This window comes from Amycolatopsis panacis (assembly GCF_003600245.1).
GTDB classification, from domain to species: Bacteria; Actinomycetota; Actinomycetes; order Mycobacteriales; family Pseudonocardiaceae; genus Amycolatopsis; species Amycolatopsis sulphurea.
The window spans coordinates 73,200-90,475 of the sequence record NZ_QZFV01000071.1; the positions used below are offsets into that span (position 1 = coordinate 73,200).

15 protein-coding genes are annotated in these 17,276 nt (G+C 68.5%); 8 read left to right on the forward strand and 7 right to left on the reverse strand.

What is annotated here, in order from left to right:
• The first annotated feature begins 184 nt into the window (after positions 1 to 184).
• Positions 185 to 823, forward strand: a complete 639-nt coding sequence (locus tag D5S19_RS10985; RefSeq protein WP_120023247.1) for a response regulator transcription factor — start codon at positions 185 to 187, stop codon at positions 821 to 823.
• A gap of 47 nt (positions 824 to 870) precedes the next feature.
• On the opposite strand, the gene D5S19_RS10990 is transcribed toward D5S19_RS10985, so the two are convergent.
• From D5S19_RS10990 to D5S19_RS11005, 4 genes are all read right to left on the reverse strand, one after another.
• On the reverse strand, positions 871 to 1,647 hold the full coding sequence (locus D5S19_RS10990; RefSeq protein WP_158605518.1) for an AfsR/SARP family transcriptional regulator: 777 nt from the start codon (positions 1,645 to 1,647) through the stop codon (positions 871 to 873).
• 170 nt (positions 1,648 to 1,817) lie between these two features.
• Positions 1,818 to 4,238, reverse strand: coding sequence for an FAD-dependent oxidoreductase (locus D5S19_RS33015; protein WP_120023249.1), 2,421 nt, complete (start codon positions 4,236 to 4,238; stop codon positions 1,818 to 1,820).
• Entirely contained in the window at positions 4,231 to 5,178 is a 948-nt protein-coding gene (locus D5S19_RS11000; RefSeq protein ID WP_120023250.1) for an aromatase/cyclase, read from the reverse strand. Before D5S19_RS11000 ends, D5S19_RS33015 begins: the two co-directional genes overlap by 8 nt.
• A gap of 47 nt (positions 5,179 to 5,225) precedes the next feature.
• Entirely contained in the window at positions 5,226 to 6,014 is a 789-nt protein-coding gene (locus D5S19_RS11005; protein WP_120023251.1) for an SDR family NAD(P)-dependent oxidoreductase, read from the reverse strand.
• A gap of 163 nt (positions 6,015 to 6,177) precedes the next feature.
• Between D5S19_RS11005 and D5S19_RS11010 the strand changes: the two genes are divergently transcribed.
• The 4 genes from D5S19_RS11010 (at position 6,178) to D5S19_RS11025 (ending at position 9,727) form a co-directional block, all read left to right on the forward strand.
• Entirely contained in the window at positions 6,178 to 6,630 is a 453-nt protein-coding gene (locus tag D5S19_RS11010) for a nuclear transport factor 2 family protein (protein WP_120023252.1), read from the forward strand.
• A gap of 25 nt (positions 6,631 to 6,655) precedes the next feature.
• The gene (locus D5S19_RS11015; protein ID WP_120023253.1) at positions 6,656 to 8,281 is read left to right on the forward strand and encodes a class I adenylate-forming enzyme family protein; all 1,626 of its coding nucleotides are present in this window, start codon (positions 6,656 to 6,658) and stop codon (positions 8,279 to 8,281) included.
• 15 nt (positions 8,282 to 8,296) lie between these two features.
• Positions 8,297 to 8,587: an antibiotic biosynthesis monooxygenase family protein gene (locus D5S19_RS11020; RefSeq protein ID WP_120023254.1), complete on the forward strand. Its 291-nt coding sequence runs from the start codon at positions 8,297 to 8,299 to the stop codon at positions 8,585 to 8,587.
• Between the two features lie 108 nt (positions 8,588 to 8,695).
• Complete coding sequence (locus D5S19_RS11025) at positions 8,696 to 9,727, forward strand: methyltransferase (protein ID WP_120023255.1); 1,032 nt, start codon at positions 8,696 to 8,698, stop codon at positions 9,725 to 9,727.
• 7 nt (positions 9,728 to 9,734) lie between these two features.
• Here D5S19_RS11025 and D5S19_RS11030 read toward each other — a convergent pair whose 3' ends face one another.
• Positions 9,735 to 10,949: an FAD-dependent monooxygenase gene (locus tag D5S19_RS11030; protein ID WP_120023256.1), complete on the reverse strand. Its 1,215-nt coding sequence runs from the start codon at positions 10,947 to 10,949 to the stop codon at positions 9,735 to 9,737.
• Positions 10,950 to 11,081: 132 nt separating this feature from the next.
• Between D5S19_RS11030 and D5S19_RS11035 the strand changes: the two genes are divergently transcribed.
• The gene (locus tag D5S19_RS11035; protein WP_120023257.1) at positions 11,082 to 12,428 is read left to right on the forward strand and encodes an aminotransferase-like domain-containing protein; all 1,347 of its coding nucleotides are present in this window, start codon (positions 11,082 to 11,084) and stop codon (positions 12,426 to 12,428) included.
• Positions 12,429 to 12,440: 12 nt separating this feature from the next.
• On the opposite strand, the gene D5S19_RS11040 is transcribed toward D5S19_RS11035, so the two are convergent.
• Positions 12,441 to 13,016, reverse strand: coding sequence for a TetR/AcrR family transcriptional regulator C-terminal domain-containing protein (locus tag D5S19_RS11040; protein ID WP_120023258.1), 576 nt, complete (start codon positions 13,014 to 13,016; stop codon positions 12,441 to 12,443).
• 150 nt (positions 13,017 to 13,166) lie between these two features.
• On the opposite strand from D5S19_RS11040, the gene D5S19_RS11045 reads away from it, so the two are divergent.
• Positions 13,167 to 14,612, forward strand: a complete 1,446-nt coding sequence (locus D5S19_RS11045; protein WP_120023259.1) for an MDR family MFS transporter — start codon at positions 13,167 to 13,169, stop codon at positions 14,610 to 14,612.
• A 177-nt stretch (positions 14,613 to 14,789) separates the two neighbouring features.
• Here the strand turns inward: D5S19_RS11045 and D5S19_RS11050 are convergent, their stop codons facing one another.
• On the reverse strand, positions 14,790 to 15,989 hold the full coding sequence (locus tag D5S19_RS11050; protein WP_158605519.1) for a glycosyltransferase: 1,200 nt from the start codon (positions 15,987 to 15,989) through the stop codon (positions 14,790 to 14,792).
• Positions 15,990 to 16,152: 163 nt separating this feature from the next.
• On the opposite strand from D5S19_RS11050, the gene D5S19_RS11055 reads away from it, so the two are divergent.
• Positions 16,153 to 17,184: a class I SAM-dependent methyltransferase gene (locus tag D5S19_RS11055; RefSeq protein WP_120023268.1), complete on the forward strand. Its 1,032-nt coding sequence runs from the start codon at positions 16,153 to 16,155 to the stop codon at positions 17,182 to 17,184.
• Positions 17,185 to 17,276 lie beyond the last annotated feature (92 nt).

Below are 17,276 nucleotides of genomic sequence, written 5' to 3' on the forward strand. Positions count from 1 at the left end.
GTGTTCTTCGTTTGAGCAGACTTCCCGAGATCGGCCTGGCCGGCCACTTTGCACACATTCCCGGAGGCGAGCCCGGTGCCGCTTTCGCCCATTTTCATGCCATCGCAGTCGGGGGACTATACGAAGGAACCGACGACCGTATCGGCCGACACGGTCGACCACAGTGGGGGAGTGTTATCACAGCATGATAAATGACAGTATAAGAATTCTGATCGTCGAGGAGAGTTCTGTTTTTCGCGTCGGGCTGCTTTCCCTGACTCAAGGCGCCGACGATCTGGCCGCCATTGACGCGGTGGCGACCATCGGCGAAGCACTCGACAGTGTCTCCAGGGGAATTGTGGACGTGATTCTCTATGGAGTCGAAGGCTGGGGTCCCGAAGTCGAATCCGGCCTGCTCGAACTGTCGGCGGCGGCTCCGGGGAAACCTGTCATCATCCTGAGCCAGGAGAACAGGTTCGGTTTCATCCAGGAATTCCTGGGCATCGGGGTCCGGGGTTACCTGCCCAAGAACGTCTCCGACATGTACCTGCTCTCGGTGGTGCGCGAGGTGAGCCGCGACGAGCGCTGTGTCTTCCTCTCGGTGCCGAGTGGGGACGTCCGGTCGCTGTCCTCGAACCTGCGTACTCCGCTGTCCAGGCGCGAGCACGAGATCATGTCCCTGGTCGCCCGCGGGATGACCAACGCACAGATCGGGAATTGCCTGGCCATCACCCAGGGGACGGTGAAGCGCCACCTGCGCAACATCTTCGTGAAGCTGAACGCGGTTTCCCGGCTGGACGCGGTGAACAAGGCGCAGACCGCAGCGCCGCTGGTCCCCGCGTGAGGGCCGGAGCCGGAGGCGGCCGCCGCCGTCTCCGGCTCCACCGCGGGTCACACATGCGCGGGTGCCCGCCGGACGTGGCCGGTCAGCAGGTCCTGCTGGAGCTTGCGCAGCGGCTCGGAGGGCACCACGCCGAGTTCGTCGGCGAGGGTGCGGTGCAGGACCCGGCAGGCGTGCAGGGCGTCTCCCCTGCGCCCCGCCTCGGCCAGTGCCGTGATCAGCTGCTGGTGAAACCATTCGTCGAGCGGATGCTCGATCACCAGTGACCGCAGTTCCGGAATCAGATCCCGGTGCCGCCCGAGCGCGGCGTCGGCGAGGATGCGCACCTGCACGGTGCGCAGCCGCGCCTCCTCCAGGTAGGCGACGTGCGCCTGCAGCAAGCGGCCGGGTGCGATGCCGGCCAGCGCCGGTCCCCGCCACAGCAGCAGTGCCTGCCGGAGCACCTCGGCCGCCCGTTCGGCGTGGCCCGCCGAGAACAGGGCGCTGCCCTCGGCGCTGAGTTTCTGGAATCTTCGGACATCGAGCTGATCGTCGTCCAGATGCAGCAGATAACCGGGCGCCCGGGTGACGATGAAACTCTTTCTCCCCTCTCGCTGGGCATAGTAGTCGTACTTCTTGCGCAATTGGTAAACGTAGGTCTGCGTGGTGGTCACCGCACTGCGCGGCGGGTGATCTCCCCACAATTCGTCGATCATCGAAGCCTGATCGACCACTCGATTTCCGTGCAACAGGAGCAATGCGAGAATCCAGCGCATTTTCGCGGCGCTGGGCGTCACCGTGCCGTCGGCGCACAGAACTTCCATCGGACCAAGCAGGTTGAATCTCATACGATATTGGTACCCCCGCAGCCGAGGCCCGCTCAAGAGGAGTACATCCAAGGAAGGGCGTCGCCCGATGCCGGCCATGTATCTCCCGTCACCGGTCACCGCGGGCTGTGAAGGGAACCTTCACAGCCGCTGAGTCCGTGAAGGTTCCCTTCACAGACCTTTCTTACCGGCTAGTCCAGCAGGGCGACGGCCCGGGTCCAGCCGGCGCCCGCGCCGGCGATTTTGACCGGCAGGCAGGACACCGAGAAGCCGGTCGGTGACGGCAGCGCGGCCAGGTTGGTCAACCCCTCGATCTGGCAGTACTCCCGGTCCCGGCCCGCGAAATGCGCGGGCCACAGCACGGCGCGGTCCCCCGTGCGCCGGTACTCGGCGATCATGTGGCCGAACGGGGCGTCCAGGCTGAACGCGTCGGTGCCGATGACCCGTACCCCTAAATCGAGCAGCAGCTCGGTGGCCTTCCCGTCGAGCCCGGTGAAGTCGGTGAAGTACTTCGGGCTCCCGGCAAGCGCGTCGGCGCCGGTGTTGAGCAGCACGATGTCCAGCGGTTTCGGGGTATAGCCGATCCGTTCGAACTCCTTGCGCAGCCGGTCCGCACCGACCGCGCCGACCGGCTCGCCCGTGAGGTCGAGGACCACCCCCGGCCGCAGGAACCACTCGAGCGGCATCTGGTCGATGTTCCTGGCCACGCCGTCGCGGGGAGTCCCGTAATGCGACGGGGCGTCGACGTGCGTGCCCGTGTGCGTGGTCAGCGTCAGCGTGTCCAGCGTGAGCAGTTCCCCGCCGGGCAGCACCGAGGGGTCGAAGTCGATCCCGAAGTGCTCTTTCATCTCCTCCGCCATGTGCTGCGCGCCTTCGGCGGCCGTGAGCACCTCGTGGGTGACCGGGTTGGCCTCCCAGCGGTCGGCGGCGTCCACGGTCGCGGACAGGTCGATGATGCGCATGCGCGGTCCTCCGGAATCGAGGTGGTGGGCCGGGTTTCCCCCGGCGTCGGCCGGCGCGAGTCCCAGGGCTGCGAATGCGCCGTCCAGGTCCTCGCTCAACCGTCCTTTCGCCGCCAGGTAGCCGTCCGGCCGGATCAGGACGAAATACCCTGCCCGCATAGCGAAATCTCGTGCTAGGTCATCGCCGGGGTCGGCAAGAACCCGCTTGCTCGTGGCGGCCTCGGCCACCACCCGCACCGAGACGGCCTTGCCGTAGCGCCGCTCGGCTTGCGCGGCGAGCTGCCGCTGTTCCCGGGAATCGGCGAAGGCGAGCAAAGTCCACCTGGGGTCGGTCAGTTCCGTGACCAGCCCTTGCCATCCCGGTGAGGTCCGGGCGCGCTCCACCGAGCAACCCACCCGATGACCCGGCTGGATGCCGTCCGGGGTTGCGCAGGCCAGGCTCAGCGGGCTGTGGGCGTAGTTCAGGGTCAGCCCGCAGAAGCCCCGGATCATGGTGCGCTCGATCCGCCGCTTGAGCGGCTTGAGCGCCCCCAGCAGCCTGGTTCCGGCCGCCATGACCAAAGGTGCGACCGTGTTGCGCAGGCTCACGAGCGCCGTGGCGGTCTTGGTGGTACGCAACAACGTCTCGCCGATCGGCACCCGTTCGGCCCCATAGCTGTCGAGCAGGCTCTCCTTGGCGTGGCCGCGCACCACGTCCGCCAGCTTCCACGCCAGGTTGTAGGCGTCCTGGATCCCGGTGTTCATGCCCTGCCCGGACGCCGGGCTGTGCACATGGGCGGCGTCACCGGCAACGAAGCAACGGCCGGCCCGCATCCGGTCGATCATCCGCTGCTGCACGGTGAACACCGAGATCCAGCTCGGCTCGGGCACCTCGACAGGGCGGCCGAGTGCCCTGGTGAGCTTGTCGGCCAGCCTGGCTCGGACGATCCGGGCGTCGTCGGCGTGGTCGGTGTCCTCGGTGTCGACCACCCGCCACTTTCCCGGCTCCGGAAAGGGAACCAGCAACAGTGTGCCGCGTCCGGTGTGCAGCAGGTGATTGCTGTCGCCGGCCAGATCCGTGTCGAGCACCACGTCCGCGTTGAGCCAGGTCTGCGTGGAGTCTCCCTGCAGGCGCAGGTTCAGCCGCTTGCGGACGGTGCTGCGGGCACCATCCGCGCCGACCAGCCAGGCCGCGGTGACCTGCTCGACCGTCCCGTCCGCATGCCGCAGTTCCGCCAGGACCCCGTCCGGTTCCTGGTCGAACCAGGTCAGCTCGACGCCCCACTCGACCGTGACCCCGAGAGCCTGCACCTGCCGGCGCAGCACCTCCTCGGTCACGACCTGGTCCACCATGAGGCTGAACGGGAACCGCGTCGGCATGGTGTCATAATTGGTGTCGAAGCACATCAGGGTTTTACCCTGCAGATGCAGCGTGAAGTGCTCGACCCGCCTGCCCCGCGGCAGCAGCTCGCCGAGCAGCCCCATCTGGTGCCAGATCTCCAACGTGCGGGCGTGAGTCGCGAGCGCACGGCTCGTCGTGGCCGGGCCGGCGCTGCGGTCCACCAGCCGTGCCCGCACCCCTCTCCGGGCCAGCTCGTGCGCGACGGTCAGCCCGACCGGCCCGGCCCCGACCACGAGGACTTCGGGATCTTCGCCGGCGTCCTCAGGCATCGGTCGCCTCGGCGAACGCCTTGGCATGACGCAGCGTGGCCTGGCTGTTGCCGCTGATCGCGTTGCGGACGAAGTCCCGCGTCGACTCGACAGTGGCGGCCGGGCCGGGCACTGTGCCGATGTTGGCCTCGTTGAGGACGACCGTGTGCGCGGAAGTCACCAGAACACCGTCCACAGTGTCCTCGAACGTCCACACTCCGGTGTGGGTGGTCAGCAACGCGGGCGGAACGAGTTGCTTGTAGACGATCCGGGCTTCGGGGAAGCACACTCGCACCGATTCCGTGGTGTGCGTCGATCCGTCCTTCGCCTTGGTGTCCATGGACATATGCTGCACACCCGGCACGTCCTCGCGCAGCTGAAGCCTGGCGACGTGGGGCAGCCGATCCGGCCACAGGTCCACGCGGTCCAAGAAGTGGTACGCCCGTTCCCTGGGCGCCCGCACCAGCACGGAGTCCTCGAAGTCGAAAGCCAGCCGGTCCATCCGCTCCCAGCGCTCCGCCAGTGCCTTGATGTTCGCCAGTTCGGTGTCACTGTTGCCGTTGGTGGCCTTGGTGATCCACTCAACTCCAGCGGGGTCGTCGTCCACCGCGGCGAAGTCGTGCGTCAGCACCAGCGTGGCGCGCTCCGCGGACCGCTCGGACACGATCCACTCGCCGCCCATCGAGGCGACCGGGGGCGCGGACACCTCCTGCCGGAACCGGATCCGGCCGGCCCGCTCGTCCAGTTCCCGCAGCGAGGTCCAGTTCTTCAGCTGCCCGTTGGCGTTGGCCCAGATGTGCAGGCGTTCGGTTTGTCCGTCCAGTTCGGACTGATCAACGTGGACGGTCGGGGTGAAGTGCCGCGGCCACTCGGTCGCGTCCGCGATGATGCGGTACACCAGGCCGGCGGGGGCGTCGATGTCGATCCGGTGTTCGGTGTGGTGCTGCGCTGCGGCGGGCATGGCTGTGCCTTTCCGTGAGTGCGGGGCCTTTCCGTGAGCGTGCGGGGTCAGTAGTTGCCGAGGCCGCCGCAGACGTTGATCGCCTGCGCCGTCACCGAAGCGGCCGTGTCCGCGACCAGGTAGTCGACCATGCCCGCCACCTCTTCCGGAGTGCAGTAGCGGCCGAGCGGGATCTTGTCGTTGAACTGCGCCAGCACGTTTTCGTCGGTGGTGTCCCAAGTGCTGGCATACGCCTGCCGGATGCGGACGGCCATCGGCGTCTCGACGTAGCCGGGGCAAACGGCGTTCACCGTGACCCCGGTCTTGGCCAGTTCCTTGCCCAGCGCCTTGGTGAAGCCGATGACCCCGCTCTTGGCCGCCGAGTAGGGCGCGCCGAGCGGGACGCCCTGTTTGCCCCCGGTCGAGGCGATGTTGATGATCCGGCCGCCGTCGGCCCCGTCGAGCCCGCCGGTGGTCAGCACCTCGCGGGTGACGGTGAAGACACTGTTGAGATTGGTGTCGATCACGTCGTGCCACAGCTCGTCGGTGATCTTCGCGGTGATCCCGCCCCCACTGCGGCCAGCGTTGTTGACCAGCACGCTGATCGTGCCGAACCGGTTGACCGCGGCCTCGACCACCTCGCGAACGGCGGCCACCGACCGCACGTCACCGGCCTGGCCGTCCACGTCGAAACCCTGTGCCCGCAACTCCTTCACCGTGGAGACGACGTTCTCCCGGTTGCGCGCACAGATGAACACCCGCAGTCCCCTGGCGGCCAGCGCCTTGGTGACGGCGAGACCGATCCCGCTGGTCGCTCCCGTGACCAAGGCGACCCGCGGCTCCTCGGTGCTACTCATCGGCCTTCCCTCCAGCCCGTCCGTCGTGAACGGGACCAGGCTGTACCCGGCGGCTCAAGTCCGGTCAGCGCCCGGTTCGAGCCGGTGCCGCGCGTCGTCAGTTGAGTGGCGTTCGATGCCCCGGTGCCATCGTTGCCGACCACGAGCAAGCGAGGGAGCAGTCATGTCACAGGCGGTACAGGCAGTCGGCAGCGCCGAGGACATCGCGCTGTACGTGGAGGTCCAGCAGTTCTACGGGCGCCAGATGCGCTATCTGGACGAGGGCCGCGTGCAGGAGTGGGCCAAGACCTTCACTGAGGACGGCGTGTTCGCCGCCAACGCGCATCCCGAGCCCGCCCGCGGCCGGACGGCCATCGAGGCCGGCGCGCTTGAAGCGGCTACCCGCCTGACGGAACAGGGCATCCAGCGGCGGCATTGGCTGGGCATGGTGCAGGTCGATCCGCAGCCCGACGGCAGCATCGTGGCGAAGAGCTACGCGGTGATCATCGGTACGCCGCTGGGTGGCAGGGCAGCGGTCGACCTCAGCTGTGACTGCGTGGACGTGCTGGTACGCGAGGGCGGCGCGCTCCTGGTGCGCGAGCGCCAGGTGTACCGCGACGACCTGCCGAGGAACTGAAACCCAACCAGCGGAGGACGGATAAATGGCTACGCCCGAGACGACCGTCGCCCGGGACAGCACGGTGTCCGGCGACCCGTTGACCGGGATCGCGGAGTTCATCGGCGGCCCCAGGGTCGACGACCTGCTGCGTTCAGCCGCCGAACGCGCACCCGAGCACGTGGCGATTCGCGCGGCAGCCTGCGAACTGAGCTACGCGGCGCTCGATGAGCGCGCCGACAGTCTGGCGCGGGCCATCCACGCGCAACTGGCCGAACCGGGGCAGGTGGTGGCGCTGGCGGGGGTACTCGACCCGGCGTTCGCCGTGTCGTTCTTCGGTATCGCCAGGTCGGGGGCGGTGCCCGCGCTGATCAACCCGCTGCTGCTGGCGGACGGACTGGTGCACGTGCTGGGCACCTCGGGCGCGGTCACGGCGATCGTGCCGCCGGAGGTGCATCGCAGGCTGGTGCCCGTGCTGGACCGGCTGCCCGAATTGCGGCACATCGTGCTGACCCACCGCGACGACCAGACCGAACCGTCCGGTCCGCCGACCCTGGACGAAGTCCTCGCGTCCGCGCCGGACGGCGTGTTGCCCGCCACCGCGTGCGACGAGAATTCCGTGGCCTGCCTGCAATTCACCAGCGGCACCACGGGAGCCGCCAAGGCGGTCCGGCTCAGCCACCGCAACATCACCGTCAACGCGGCCCAGTCCGGGCACGCGCACGGGATCACCCCTTCGTCGGTGCTGTTCAACTATCTGCCGACCTTCCACCTGATGCACCTGACGATGGCGGTCACCTTCGCCGCCACGCTGGTGCTGCACGTCGGCGACGACGTGGCCGAGGCCGTGGACGCCGCCGGCCGGGAGAAGGCCACGCACTTCTACAGCCTGCCCATGCGACTGTCCCGGCTGGCGGTGCACCCGCGTCTGTCCACGCTGGCGGCGGACGCACTGCAGGTCATCCTGTGCGGCGGCTCGGCACTGCCGCTGCCGTCGACCCGCGCGCTGACCGGGCGATTCGGAGTACCGGTCGTCCAAGGGTACGGACTTCAGGAGACGTCGCCCTCGACGCATTTCGATTCCTTGTCCTGCCCCAAAACGGGCTCGTCGGGGCGGCCGGTGGCGGGCACCGGCTGCCGGATCGTCGACGTGGACTCCCGCGTGGTACTGCCGGTGGGAGAAAAGGGCGAGATCCAGGTTCGTGGCCCGCAGCTGATGCTCGGCTACCTCGGCCGCGAGCCGGGCGAGGACGTCGATCCCGACGGCTGGTTCAGCACCGGGGACGTCGGCTACGTCGACGACGAGGGCGTGCTGTTCGTGGTCGACCGGATCAAGGACGTCTTCAAGTGCGACAACTGGCTCGTGTCGCCGACGGAGATCGAGCGGGTCGTGCTGAGTCACCCCGAGGTGGCCGACTGCGTGGTACTGGACTACCCCGACGAATTCAGCGGATCGGTCGCGTACGGGCTTGTGGTGCCCAAGGACGCCGGGCTCACTCCGGCGCAGCTCGCCGGGTTCGTCGCCGAACGGCTGCCGTACTACGCGCATCTGCGCCACGTCGAACTGACCGACCGGATTCCCCGCTCCCCCAACGGCAAGCTGCAACGCCGTGCGCTGCGCGAGCAGGTACATGCCAGAAACACCGATGGTGCAACGGAAACAGACCGATAGGACAGGAGTACGACCGTGTTCACCTTCATCAACCGGTTCACTGTCACCGGCGACGCCGCCGAGTTCCGGCGGCTGCTCGGCCAGATCACCGCGCACATGACCGCGCAGCCGGGCTTCCGGTCGCACCGGCTCTACCAGTCGGCCCGGGATGAAGCGGTGTTCACCGAGATCGCCGAATGGGACAGCGCCGAGGACCACCAGCGGGCGACCGCGGGCAAGGGCTTCCGCGAGCCGGTCGGCGAGGCCATGAAACACGCGACCGCGGAGCCCGCGCCGTTCGTGCTGCGCGCCGAGCACGGCGCCTAGCTCCGACCGCCGCGAAGTCTGTGAAGGGACCCTTCACGGACGCAGAGTCTGTGAAGGGTCCCTTCACAGCCCTGCCCCCAACCCAACCCAGCAGAAAGGTAAGTAGTCATGACGGGTACAGGTACGGTTCTTCCCGCGGCGGTGATGCGGGTCCGCGAGCTGGCGCTCAGCGCGGCGTGCGCCGCCTCGGTCCGCGCCGCCGCCAAGCTCGGCCTCGCCGACGTTCTCGATGACCAGCCCGCCACCGTGGACGAGCTGGCCAAGGCCGTGCACGCGGACCCGGGCGCCCTGCGCCGCCTGATGCGGTCGCTGACCTGTTTCGAGGTATTCGCCGAACCGGAGCCGGACAAGTTCGTGCACACCGATGCCTCCCGGCTGCTGCGCGAGGACGCGCCACGCAGCCTCAAGCACATCCTGCTGTGGGGCACCGAGCCGTGGACCTGGGAGCTGTGGCCCCATCTGGACCAGGCCGTCCGCACCGGCAAGAACGTCTTCGACGACTTGCACGGCAAGGACTTCTTCGAGTATCTCCACGAGCAGTGGCCGGAGTCGGCCGAGGTGTTCGACAAGGCCATGACCCAGTCCAGCAAGCTTTCCGCCCTGGCCATCGCCGACCGGCTCGACCTGACCGGGGCCGAGCGGCTGGCCGACATCGCGGGTGGACAGGGCACCGTGCTGGCCACTCTGCTCTCCCGCAACGAGAAGCTGAAGGGGGTGTTGTTCGACCTGCCCGCGGTGGTGGCGGGCGCCGACGAGCGGCTGCGCGCGGGTGGCGCCCTGGCGGACCGGGCCGAACTGGTGGCGGGCGACTGCCGCCGGGAGATCCCGGTGCAGGCCGACGTCTACCTGTTCAAGAACATCCTGGAGTGGGACGACGAAAGCACCGTCCTCGCGCTGCGCAACGCGGTGGCGGCCGGACGGCCCGGCGCCCGCGTGGTGATCATCGAGAACCTGGTCGACGGCACGCCGGAGATGAAGTTCGCGACCGCGATGGACCTGTTGCTGCTGCTCAACGTGGGCGGCAAGAAGCACACCAAGGACGGCCTGCTCGGGCTGATCGGACAGGCCGGGCTGCGGGTGGACCGGGTCAGCGCGGTGAACTCCTACCTGCACATGGTCGAGACGACCATCCCGGGCTGATCGCCGGTCAGCCGCGGGCGAACAGCTCGGTGCGGATCCGGATCCCGGTGTTGCCGAACGCAATCTGCCGCAACATCGCGCGGTAGAGCGGGGTGCGGGCGACCACGATCGCCAGCCTCGGCCGGACCACCGAGGACACCCGGCCGGCCGAGAGCATCGCCTTGCCCTGGACGGCCTGGATCCGGTTCATCCGGTCGATGTCCCGCTTGCGCACGGTCACGAACCGGCCGAGCATCGCGCCGCTGGAGTCGTTGGCACGCAACGACTCCAGCAGCAGGGGGTGCGCGGCCACCGCGTCCTGGATGGCCAGGTTGATCCCCTGCGCGCCGATCGGGCCGTGGGTGTGCGCGCTGTCGCCGATCAGCAGCAGACCGTCGCGCACCCACTGCCGGGCGCCTCCGGAGAATACGTCCAGCAGGGAAAGGTCCCTGAAGCTGGTGATCTCCTCGTCGATCCGGTCCGCGTAGCCGGGCACCGCGGCACGCAGCTGCTCCTTGATGTGCGCGAGGCCCTGCTGCGCCAACAGTTGATAACCCTTGTGCGGCAACGTCCAGCCGAACTGCACGCGGTCACGTACCGAGGTGTAGGCCAGCACCGGGTTGCCTCCCGCCCGGAACACCCGCACGTCACTCGGCAGCTCGCCGTCGGCGGACAGCTTGAACCACAACACGTCCTGACGGAAGCCCTCGACCCGATCGGCGGGAATCCCGGCGAGCTGCCGCACCTTCGAGTACCTGCCGTCGGCCCCGATCACGCAATGCGCGAGCACCACCTGGTCGTCGCCACACACCACGCCCTGAACCCGGCCACCGTCCTCCACCAGAGCGGTGACCTTCGTGCCGGACAAATACTGGAAGCCCGCGTACTCGTGACACTGCGCCAGCAGTTCCCTCAGCAAGTGCCGTTGCGGGATGCTGAGCAGGCAGTTGAACGGGCCGGGCAGCCGCCGGTAGTCGCCGTTGATCAGGACTTTTCCGTTTTCCTCCAACAGGAATCGGTGATGCTCGTGCGCGCCGTGCGCGCGGGCCGGCGCCAGCACGCCCAGCTCGGCGAGCAGGGCCTGGCCACCGGGTTGCAGGATCTCGCCGCGATATTCCCGTTCGAAGGAACGGGACCGTTCAACCACGGCGACCCGCGCGCCGGATCGGGCCAGCAGCAGCGCCAGGGTCAGCCCGGCCGGTCCGCCACCGACGACGCAGAAGTCAGTCCGGATATCCGTCATGCCGGGACCGTAACTGGCACGGCTCGATTGTCGGTCGGATCCGGGCACTCGCCGTTCGAACCGGGCGAGACCACCTCTTGAGGCAGGCAGTCCACAGTGGCCACCGTCGCCGCTCCCCCATCAGAAGGCTGGATGACCATGACGAAGGCTCAGGAAGACCTGACGACCGGCTCGGCCGTGACGCTCGAACTGGCCGGCCTGCACACGGGGGTGTCCGATCCGCGGATGGACTCGATGCGGTTGCTCAGCGAGACGGCTTTCCGGTCTCCGCAGGCGATCTCGTTCGCCTCCGGCCGGCCCTATGAGGGCTTCTTCGACATCGCCAAGCTGCACCACTACCTGGACCGCTTCGTCGAGCACCTGCGTGAGCGGGGCATGCCCGAGGAACGGATCAAGAAGGCGCTGTTCCAATACGGCCCGATCAACGGCCTGATCCGGGACATGATCACGCGGACACTGGAGGTGGACGAGGACATCCACGTCGCACCGGAGGCGGTCATGGTGACCCACGGCTGCCAGGAAGCGATGATGATCGCGCTGCGCGGGCTGTTCGCCTCGCCGAGCGACGTCCTGCTGACCGTTTCGCCTTGCTACGTCGGCATCGCGGGAGCCGCGAAGATGCTCGACATCCCGATGGCCGCGGTTCCGGAGGGCACCGAGGGCATCGATCCCGAGCAGGTCGCGACGGTGGCACGCGAGGTACGCGAGTCCGGTCTGCGCCCGGTGGCCTGCTACGTGACCCCGGACTTCTCCAACCCGTCGGGACACTCGCTGCCGATCGCCACCCGGCACCGGCTGCTGGAAGTCGCCGCCGAGCAGGATTTGCTGCTGCTGGAGGACAATCCGTACGGCTTGTTCGGCCGGGACGGTGCGCAGGTACCGACGCTCAAGGCGCTCGACACCCAGCACCGGGTGATCTACCTCGGCTCCTTCGCCAAGACCGTCTTCCCCGGCGCACGCGTCGGCTACCTGGTCGCGGACCAGGAAGTAACCGGCGGCCCCGGTGCGGCCAAGCTGCTCGCGGAGGAACTGGGCAAGGTCAAGAGCATGTTCACCGTCGGCACCTCGGGCATCTCGCAAGCCCTGGTCGGCGGCGTGCTCCTGGACGCGGATTTCAGCCTGCGCACCGCGAACCGGGAGCTGGCCGACCTGTACGTGCGGCACCTGGAAGTGACGCTGAGCAGCCTCGCCGAACACTTCCCGCCGGAGCGGTTCGCCGAGCACGGCGTGCGCTGGAACGTGCCGGGGGGCGGATTCTTCCTCTCCGTCGAGGTGCCCTTCGTCGCCGGCCTCGAAGCACTGGACCGCTCGGCCCGCGAACACGGGGTGGGCTGGGCACCCATGAGCATGTTCTACGTCGGTGACGGCGGCGAGCACATCATCCGGCTCGGCTTCAGCCCGCTCACCGCCGAGGAAATCCGCGAGGGGGTGCGCAGGCTCGCCGAGTTCATCAAGGCGACCCCGCGCACCGACCGCTGACCCTCCCGGTAGTTATCCAGCGCTGTCGGGTACCCGCTCCGGCAGCCGTGCCCCCAGTCCGGACAGCAGCGCCTGCAGCCCGAACTCGAAGGTGTCGTCGGCACCCGGGTCGGGCTGCGGGGCGGGGTCGTCGCCCGGCCGCTGCTCGTCGATCACGCAACCCAGCGTGTAGCGGCTGATGGTGATGATCACGGTGAGTGCTTCCTTGTCGCTGAAACCCGCCTCCCGCAATGGCCGCAGCAGGGCCGGGATCGCTTCGGCGCCGTCGGCGGTCGGCCGGGATCCCGCGTGCAGCAGCGCACCGTCCCGATAGGACAACAGGGTGCGCCGGATGGTCCTGGCCCGTTCGGCCAGCCACCAGTGCCAGTCGGCCACCTCGGTCATCGCGTCCAGCGGGGCGAGCGCCTCGTCGAGCATGATCTCGGCCATCAGGTCGAGCAGCTCCTGCTTGTTCTTGAAGTGCGCGTACAGCGCGGGCCCCTGCACGCCCAGCTCGTCACCGAGCTTGCGCAGGCTCACCCCCTCCAGGCCGGATTTGTTGAGCAGCTTCAGCGCGGCACGCGCGAAGGTTTCGGGACTCAGCCGCACGGCATCCCCTCGGGTTGCGTGCACCGACTTGACGTATCGGTGTCTCGGGGGCCATATTAGCACCGCTAAGACTTAGCGGTGCTAAGTCGACGCTCGGTCACCGGGCGGACACGGAACGCACCACCACGACGACTCACGCAAGGAAGCTCGATGAAGGACAATCTCGCGAGACCGGACACGGTCGACGCCGACGAGAACCGGATCAGCCCGGCACTGTGGGGACTGGCGTCGATCCTGATCCTCGGCGGGTTCACGTCCATGTTCACCTCGACCATCGTCAACGTCGCCCTGGACACCCTCAGCCAGAAGCTGAGCGCCCCGCTGGGCACGGTGCAGTGGACGGCGACCGGGTACCTGATGGCGCTGGCCACCGCGGTCCCGGTCAGCGGGTGGGCGTCCAAGCGCTACGGGGCGACCCGGCTGTGGCTGGGCAGCGTGGCACTGTTCACCCTGTTCTCGGCGCTGTGCGCGCTGTCGGCCTCGGTGGAAATGCTGATCATCTTCCGGGTCCTGCAGGGGATCGCGGGCGGCCTGCTGGTGCCGGCCGGGCAGATCCTGCTGGTCACCGCGGCCGGGCCGAAGCGGATCGGCCGGATGCTGACCGCGGTCAGCGTGCCGATCTACCTGGCGCCCGCGGTGGGCACCACGCTGGGCAGCGTGCTGACCCAGGGCCTCGGCTGGCCGTGGCTGTTCTGGATCACCGTGCCGCTCGGCGCGCTCGGCTTCTTCGCCGGCCTGCGCTGGCTGCCGAAGGCCCCGCCGAAGGGTGCGCCCGCGCTGGATGTGCGTGGCCTGATCATCCTGGTGGCCGGCCTGCCGCTGCTGACCTACGGCGTGGCCGGAATCGGGGAGAACGGTGGCCGCACCGAAACCATCGCGGTGATCGCCGCCGTGGCCGGGGCGCTGCTGCTGGCGCTGTTCACCCTGCATGCGGTGCGCTCGGCGAATCCGCTGCTGAACCTACGGCTGTTCAAGGACCGGGCCTTCTCCTCGGCGGCGGTCGTGATCTTCTGCATGGGGATCGCGCTGTTCGGCGCGATGATCGTGCTGCCGATCTACTTTCTCCAGGTGCGGCACGAGGATCTGGTCACCGCCGGTCTGCTGACCGCGCCCTCGGCGATCGGCACCGTGCTGGCGCTGCCGCTGGCGGGCAGGATGACCGACAAGATCGGCGGCGCCCGGGTCATCTTCGCCGGCCTGATCGTCACCATCATCGGCACCATCCCGCTCGCGCTGGTCACCCCGCACGACAGCTACGTGTGGCTGTCGCTGGTGCAGATCGTGCGAGGCATCGGGATCGGGATGACCACCACGCCGGCGATGGCCGCGGGGCTGGCCATGATCGCCAAGGAGGACGTGCCGCACGCGACCCCGATCTTCAATGTGCTGCAACGGGTCGGCGGCTCGTTCGGGACCGCGCTGATGACGGTGCTGGTGGCCGTCCAGCTGGCCTCGGGCCCGCAGACGGACGAGGGTGCGGCCGACGCGATCGGCTACACGCACTGGTGGATCGTCGCGTGCACCGCGATCGTGCTCATCCCGTCGATGCTCCTTGTACAGGTGGAAAGCCGTCGCAGGCAGGCCGCGGCCGCCTGATGCGGAGGTCCCCCGGCTCGGGGGATCTCGTCCGGGCCGCCGCCAGGGGAACCCCCACTCCTGGCGGCGGCCGTGGCGCGCGCCTCGACGGACCGCGGAGAGGCTGTGAAGGGACCCTTCACGGACTCTGAGTCCGTGAAGGGACCCTTCACAGCCTTGGTCGGGGCGCGAGCAGGCTCAGCGGGTGGCGGACTCGATCCGGCTGAGTACGGCGGCCGGGAGCGGGAGCGCCAGCGTTTCCTCCTGCAGCTTGCGAGCCGCCGCTCCCCCGCTTTCCGGTGCCAGCAAGGCATCCAGCATCGCGCGTTCGGCCGGAACGTCCACGGGTTCGGACAGGCTCCGGTAGCCGCCCGCACCGGCTCGATGCAGTTGGTGCCCGACCAGCGCCTGTTCCGGGCGTGGCGCCAGGATGTACTGGGGAACCCCCGAACCAAGACCGGCCAAAGTGGACAGACCGTCGCCCTGATGCACGGTGAGCCGGCAGCCCGGGACGAGCAGATGCGCGGCCAACGGGTCCACGATCCGCGCGGTGTGCGGAATCTCGGCCAGCAGCGCGCGGGCCGCCGGACCCGCGGGTACCACGACCTCAGCGTCCACATCGGACAGTACGGTGAGCGCGTGCCGGTAGAACGCCCGCACGGCTTCCGGCCGCACCAGGCCACCGGGTTCCGCGCTGGTGACGCAGATCCTCGGCCGAGCCGAGTGTTCCCGCAGCCAGCCGGGCAGCAAACCGGCGTCACCGCCCGTTCCGGGCACAAAACGCACCGCCTGCCGAGGCAAGTCCGGTTCGGCCAGCCATAAGCCCGCGGGGAAAGGGTCGAACCAGGCGGCGGGTCCCTGCGGCGGCTGGCACTCGAACCGTTCGAACAGCCGCGCGTAACCGGGCAGCGGCTCGGAGCCCAGACCCCGCTCGATCCGGACGGCCGCCGCGCGACCCCAGGAACAGGCGAAGGCGGGCACACCGAGCACGGTGGCCGCGACTTCACCGGCCAGGCTGGTCGGGTCGTACACCACGGCATCCGGCGACCACCAGCGTGCGAATTCGATCAAGTCGTCCAGCATCGGCTCGGCGGCGGCGAACTGACGGGCGGCCAGCGAACGCAGCAGCTCGCGCCGGCCGTCGTCGAGCAGTTCGGGATGCACCGCCCAGTCCACCGGCCAGCGACCGCTGGGCGCTCCGGGCGGAGGTCCGGACGGCGCGGCCGGACGCTGCGTGCCGACGGGTACGGCGGTCAGGCCGGTACGGCCGATCGCCTCGGTACAGGAGGGCGGAGCCGCGACGCGAACCTCGTGCCCGGCCACCTGCGCGGCCCAGCCGAGAGGCACCATCGCGAACAGGTGAGCCGGCGCATTCCAGGTGACCAGCAACAGCCGCATGTCCGCTCCTTCTTGTCCCGGGTCGGTGATTTCGCCAGCGTGGCGAGGCAGGCTCGACCCGGACTCGTGGAGCCGTCCATCCGTGGCCCTCCGCTCTATTGCTGCACTAGCCGCTCTGAGCACTATGGCTTGCGGGATCAAGGGGATCGACGAGAGGACGGTCATGACCGAGACGGAACCGACCACAGTGACCGCGAAGAAACTGCACGAAATCATGCGCGGCTACGTGAAAACGGCACTGCTGCGCACCGCGATCGAGCTGAACATCTTCGACGGTATCGGCGACCGTACCGTCGACGCCGACGGCCTGGCGCGTGCGCTCGGGGTGGACGCCAGAGCACTCCGCATCACGCTGGACTCGTTGGCAGCCATCGGGTTGCTGCGCACGGTCGACGGGAAGTACGCGTTGCCCGTGGACGGCGGCAAGTTCCTGCTCAGCTCCAGCCCGACCTTCTTCGGGCCGTCGTTGAAGCTGGGCGCGAGCGACTGGGAATGGGACGCGCAGAAGCGGCTCACCGAGGCGGTGCGCAAGGGCGGCGCCGTGATGGACAGTCACGCCCTGACCCCGGAGTTCGACTACTGGGAGGACTTCGCGGAGAACACCACCTGGTTCAACAATGGTGCAGCCGAGCTGATGGCGGAACAATTGCTGCCCTGGGCCAAGGACCGCGACAGCGTCGACGTGCTCGACGTGGCCTGCAGTCACGGCTACTACGGCGTCAACCTGGCCAAGGCCGAGCCGAAGGCCCGGGTCTGGGGCGTGGACTGGCCGAACGTGCTGCCAATCACCGCGAAGAACTACGAGCGCAACGGGATCAGCGACCGGTTCAGCGGAATCCCGGGCGACATGTTCAGCGTCCCGCTCGGCGGTCCCTACGACGTCGTGATGATCACCAACGTGCTGCACCATTTCTCGGCGGACACGTCGACGAACCTGCTGCGCAGGCTGTTCGACGCGCTCAAGCCGGGTGGGCGGATCGCGGTCACCGGGCACACGTTCGTCGAGGGCGAGCGCCCGGAGGACAAGCCGCTGCCGTACCTGTTCTCGCAGATCATGCTGGTGATGACCGACGAAGGCGAGACGCACTCGACCAAGACCTACGAACGCATGTTCACCGACGCCGGTTTCGTCAACCCGCAGATCTTCACCGCGGAAAAGGCCATGCACACGGTGTTCACCGCCGACAAGGCCTGAACCGGCCGTTTTCGTTTCCTACGAGGGCGTTCGCCGGGTCCGCCCCGATCACGGCGACGACGCGGCGGCCGGGGTGGATCAGGGAAGCGGCC

Excerpts from the sequence above, each read along its gene's own strand:
- D5S19_RS10985 (WP_120023247.1), top strand. The coding sequence starts at position 185 with ATGATAAATGACAGTATAAGAATTCTGATCGTCGAGGAGAGTTCTGTT.
- D5S19_RS10990 (WP_158605518.1), bottom strand. The coding sequence starts at position 1,647 with ATGAGATTCAACCTGCTTGGTCCGATGGAAGTTCTGTGCGCCGACGGC.
- D5S19_RS33015 (WP_120023249.1), bottom strand. The coding sequence starts at position 4,238 with ATGCCTGAGGACGCCGGCGAAGATCCCGAAGTCCTCGTGGTCGGGGCC.
- D5S19_RS11000 (WP_120023250.1), bottom strand. The coding sequence starts at position 5,178 with ATGCCCGCCGCAGCGCAGCACCACACCGAACACCGGATCGACATCGAC.
- D5S19_RS11005 (WP_120023251.1), bottom strand. The coding sequence starts at position 6,014 with ATGAGTAGCACCGAGGAGCCGCGGGTCGCCTTGGTCACGGGAGCGACC.
- D5S19_RS11010 (WP_120023252.1), top strand. The coding sequence starts at position 6,178 with ATGTCACAGGCGGTACAGGCAGTCGGCAGCGCCGAGGACATCGCGCTG.
- D5S19_RS11015 (WP_120023253.1), top strand. The coding sequence starts at position 6,656 with ATGGCTACGCCCGAGACGACCGTCGCCCGGGACAGCACGGTGTCCGGC.
- D5S19_RS11025 (WP_120023255.1), top strand. The coding sequence starts at position 8,696 with ATGACGGGTACAGGTACGGTTCTTCCCGCGGCGGTGATGCGGGTCCGC.
- D5S19_RS11030 (WP_120023256.1), bottom strand. The coding sequence starts at position 10,949 with ATGACGGATATCCGGACTGACTTCTGCGTCGTCGGTGGCGGACCGGCC.
- D5S19_RS11035 (WP_120023257.1), top strand. The coding sequence starts at position 11,082 with ATGACCATGACGAAGGCTCAGGAAGACCTGACGACCGGCTCGGCCGTG.
- D5S19_RS11045 (WP_120023259.1), top strand. The coding sequence starts at position 13,167 with ATGAAGGACAATCTCGCGAGACCGGACACGGTCGACGCCGACGAGAAC.
- D5S19_RS11050 (WP_158605519.1), bottom strand. The coding sequence starts at position 15,989 with ATGCGGCTGTTGCTGGTCACCTGGAATGCGCCGGCTCACCTGTTCGCG.
- D5S19_RS11055 (WP_120023268.1), top strand. The coding sequence starts at position 16,153 with ATGACCGAGACGGAACCGACCACAGTGACCGCGAAGAAACTGCACGAA.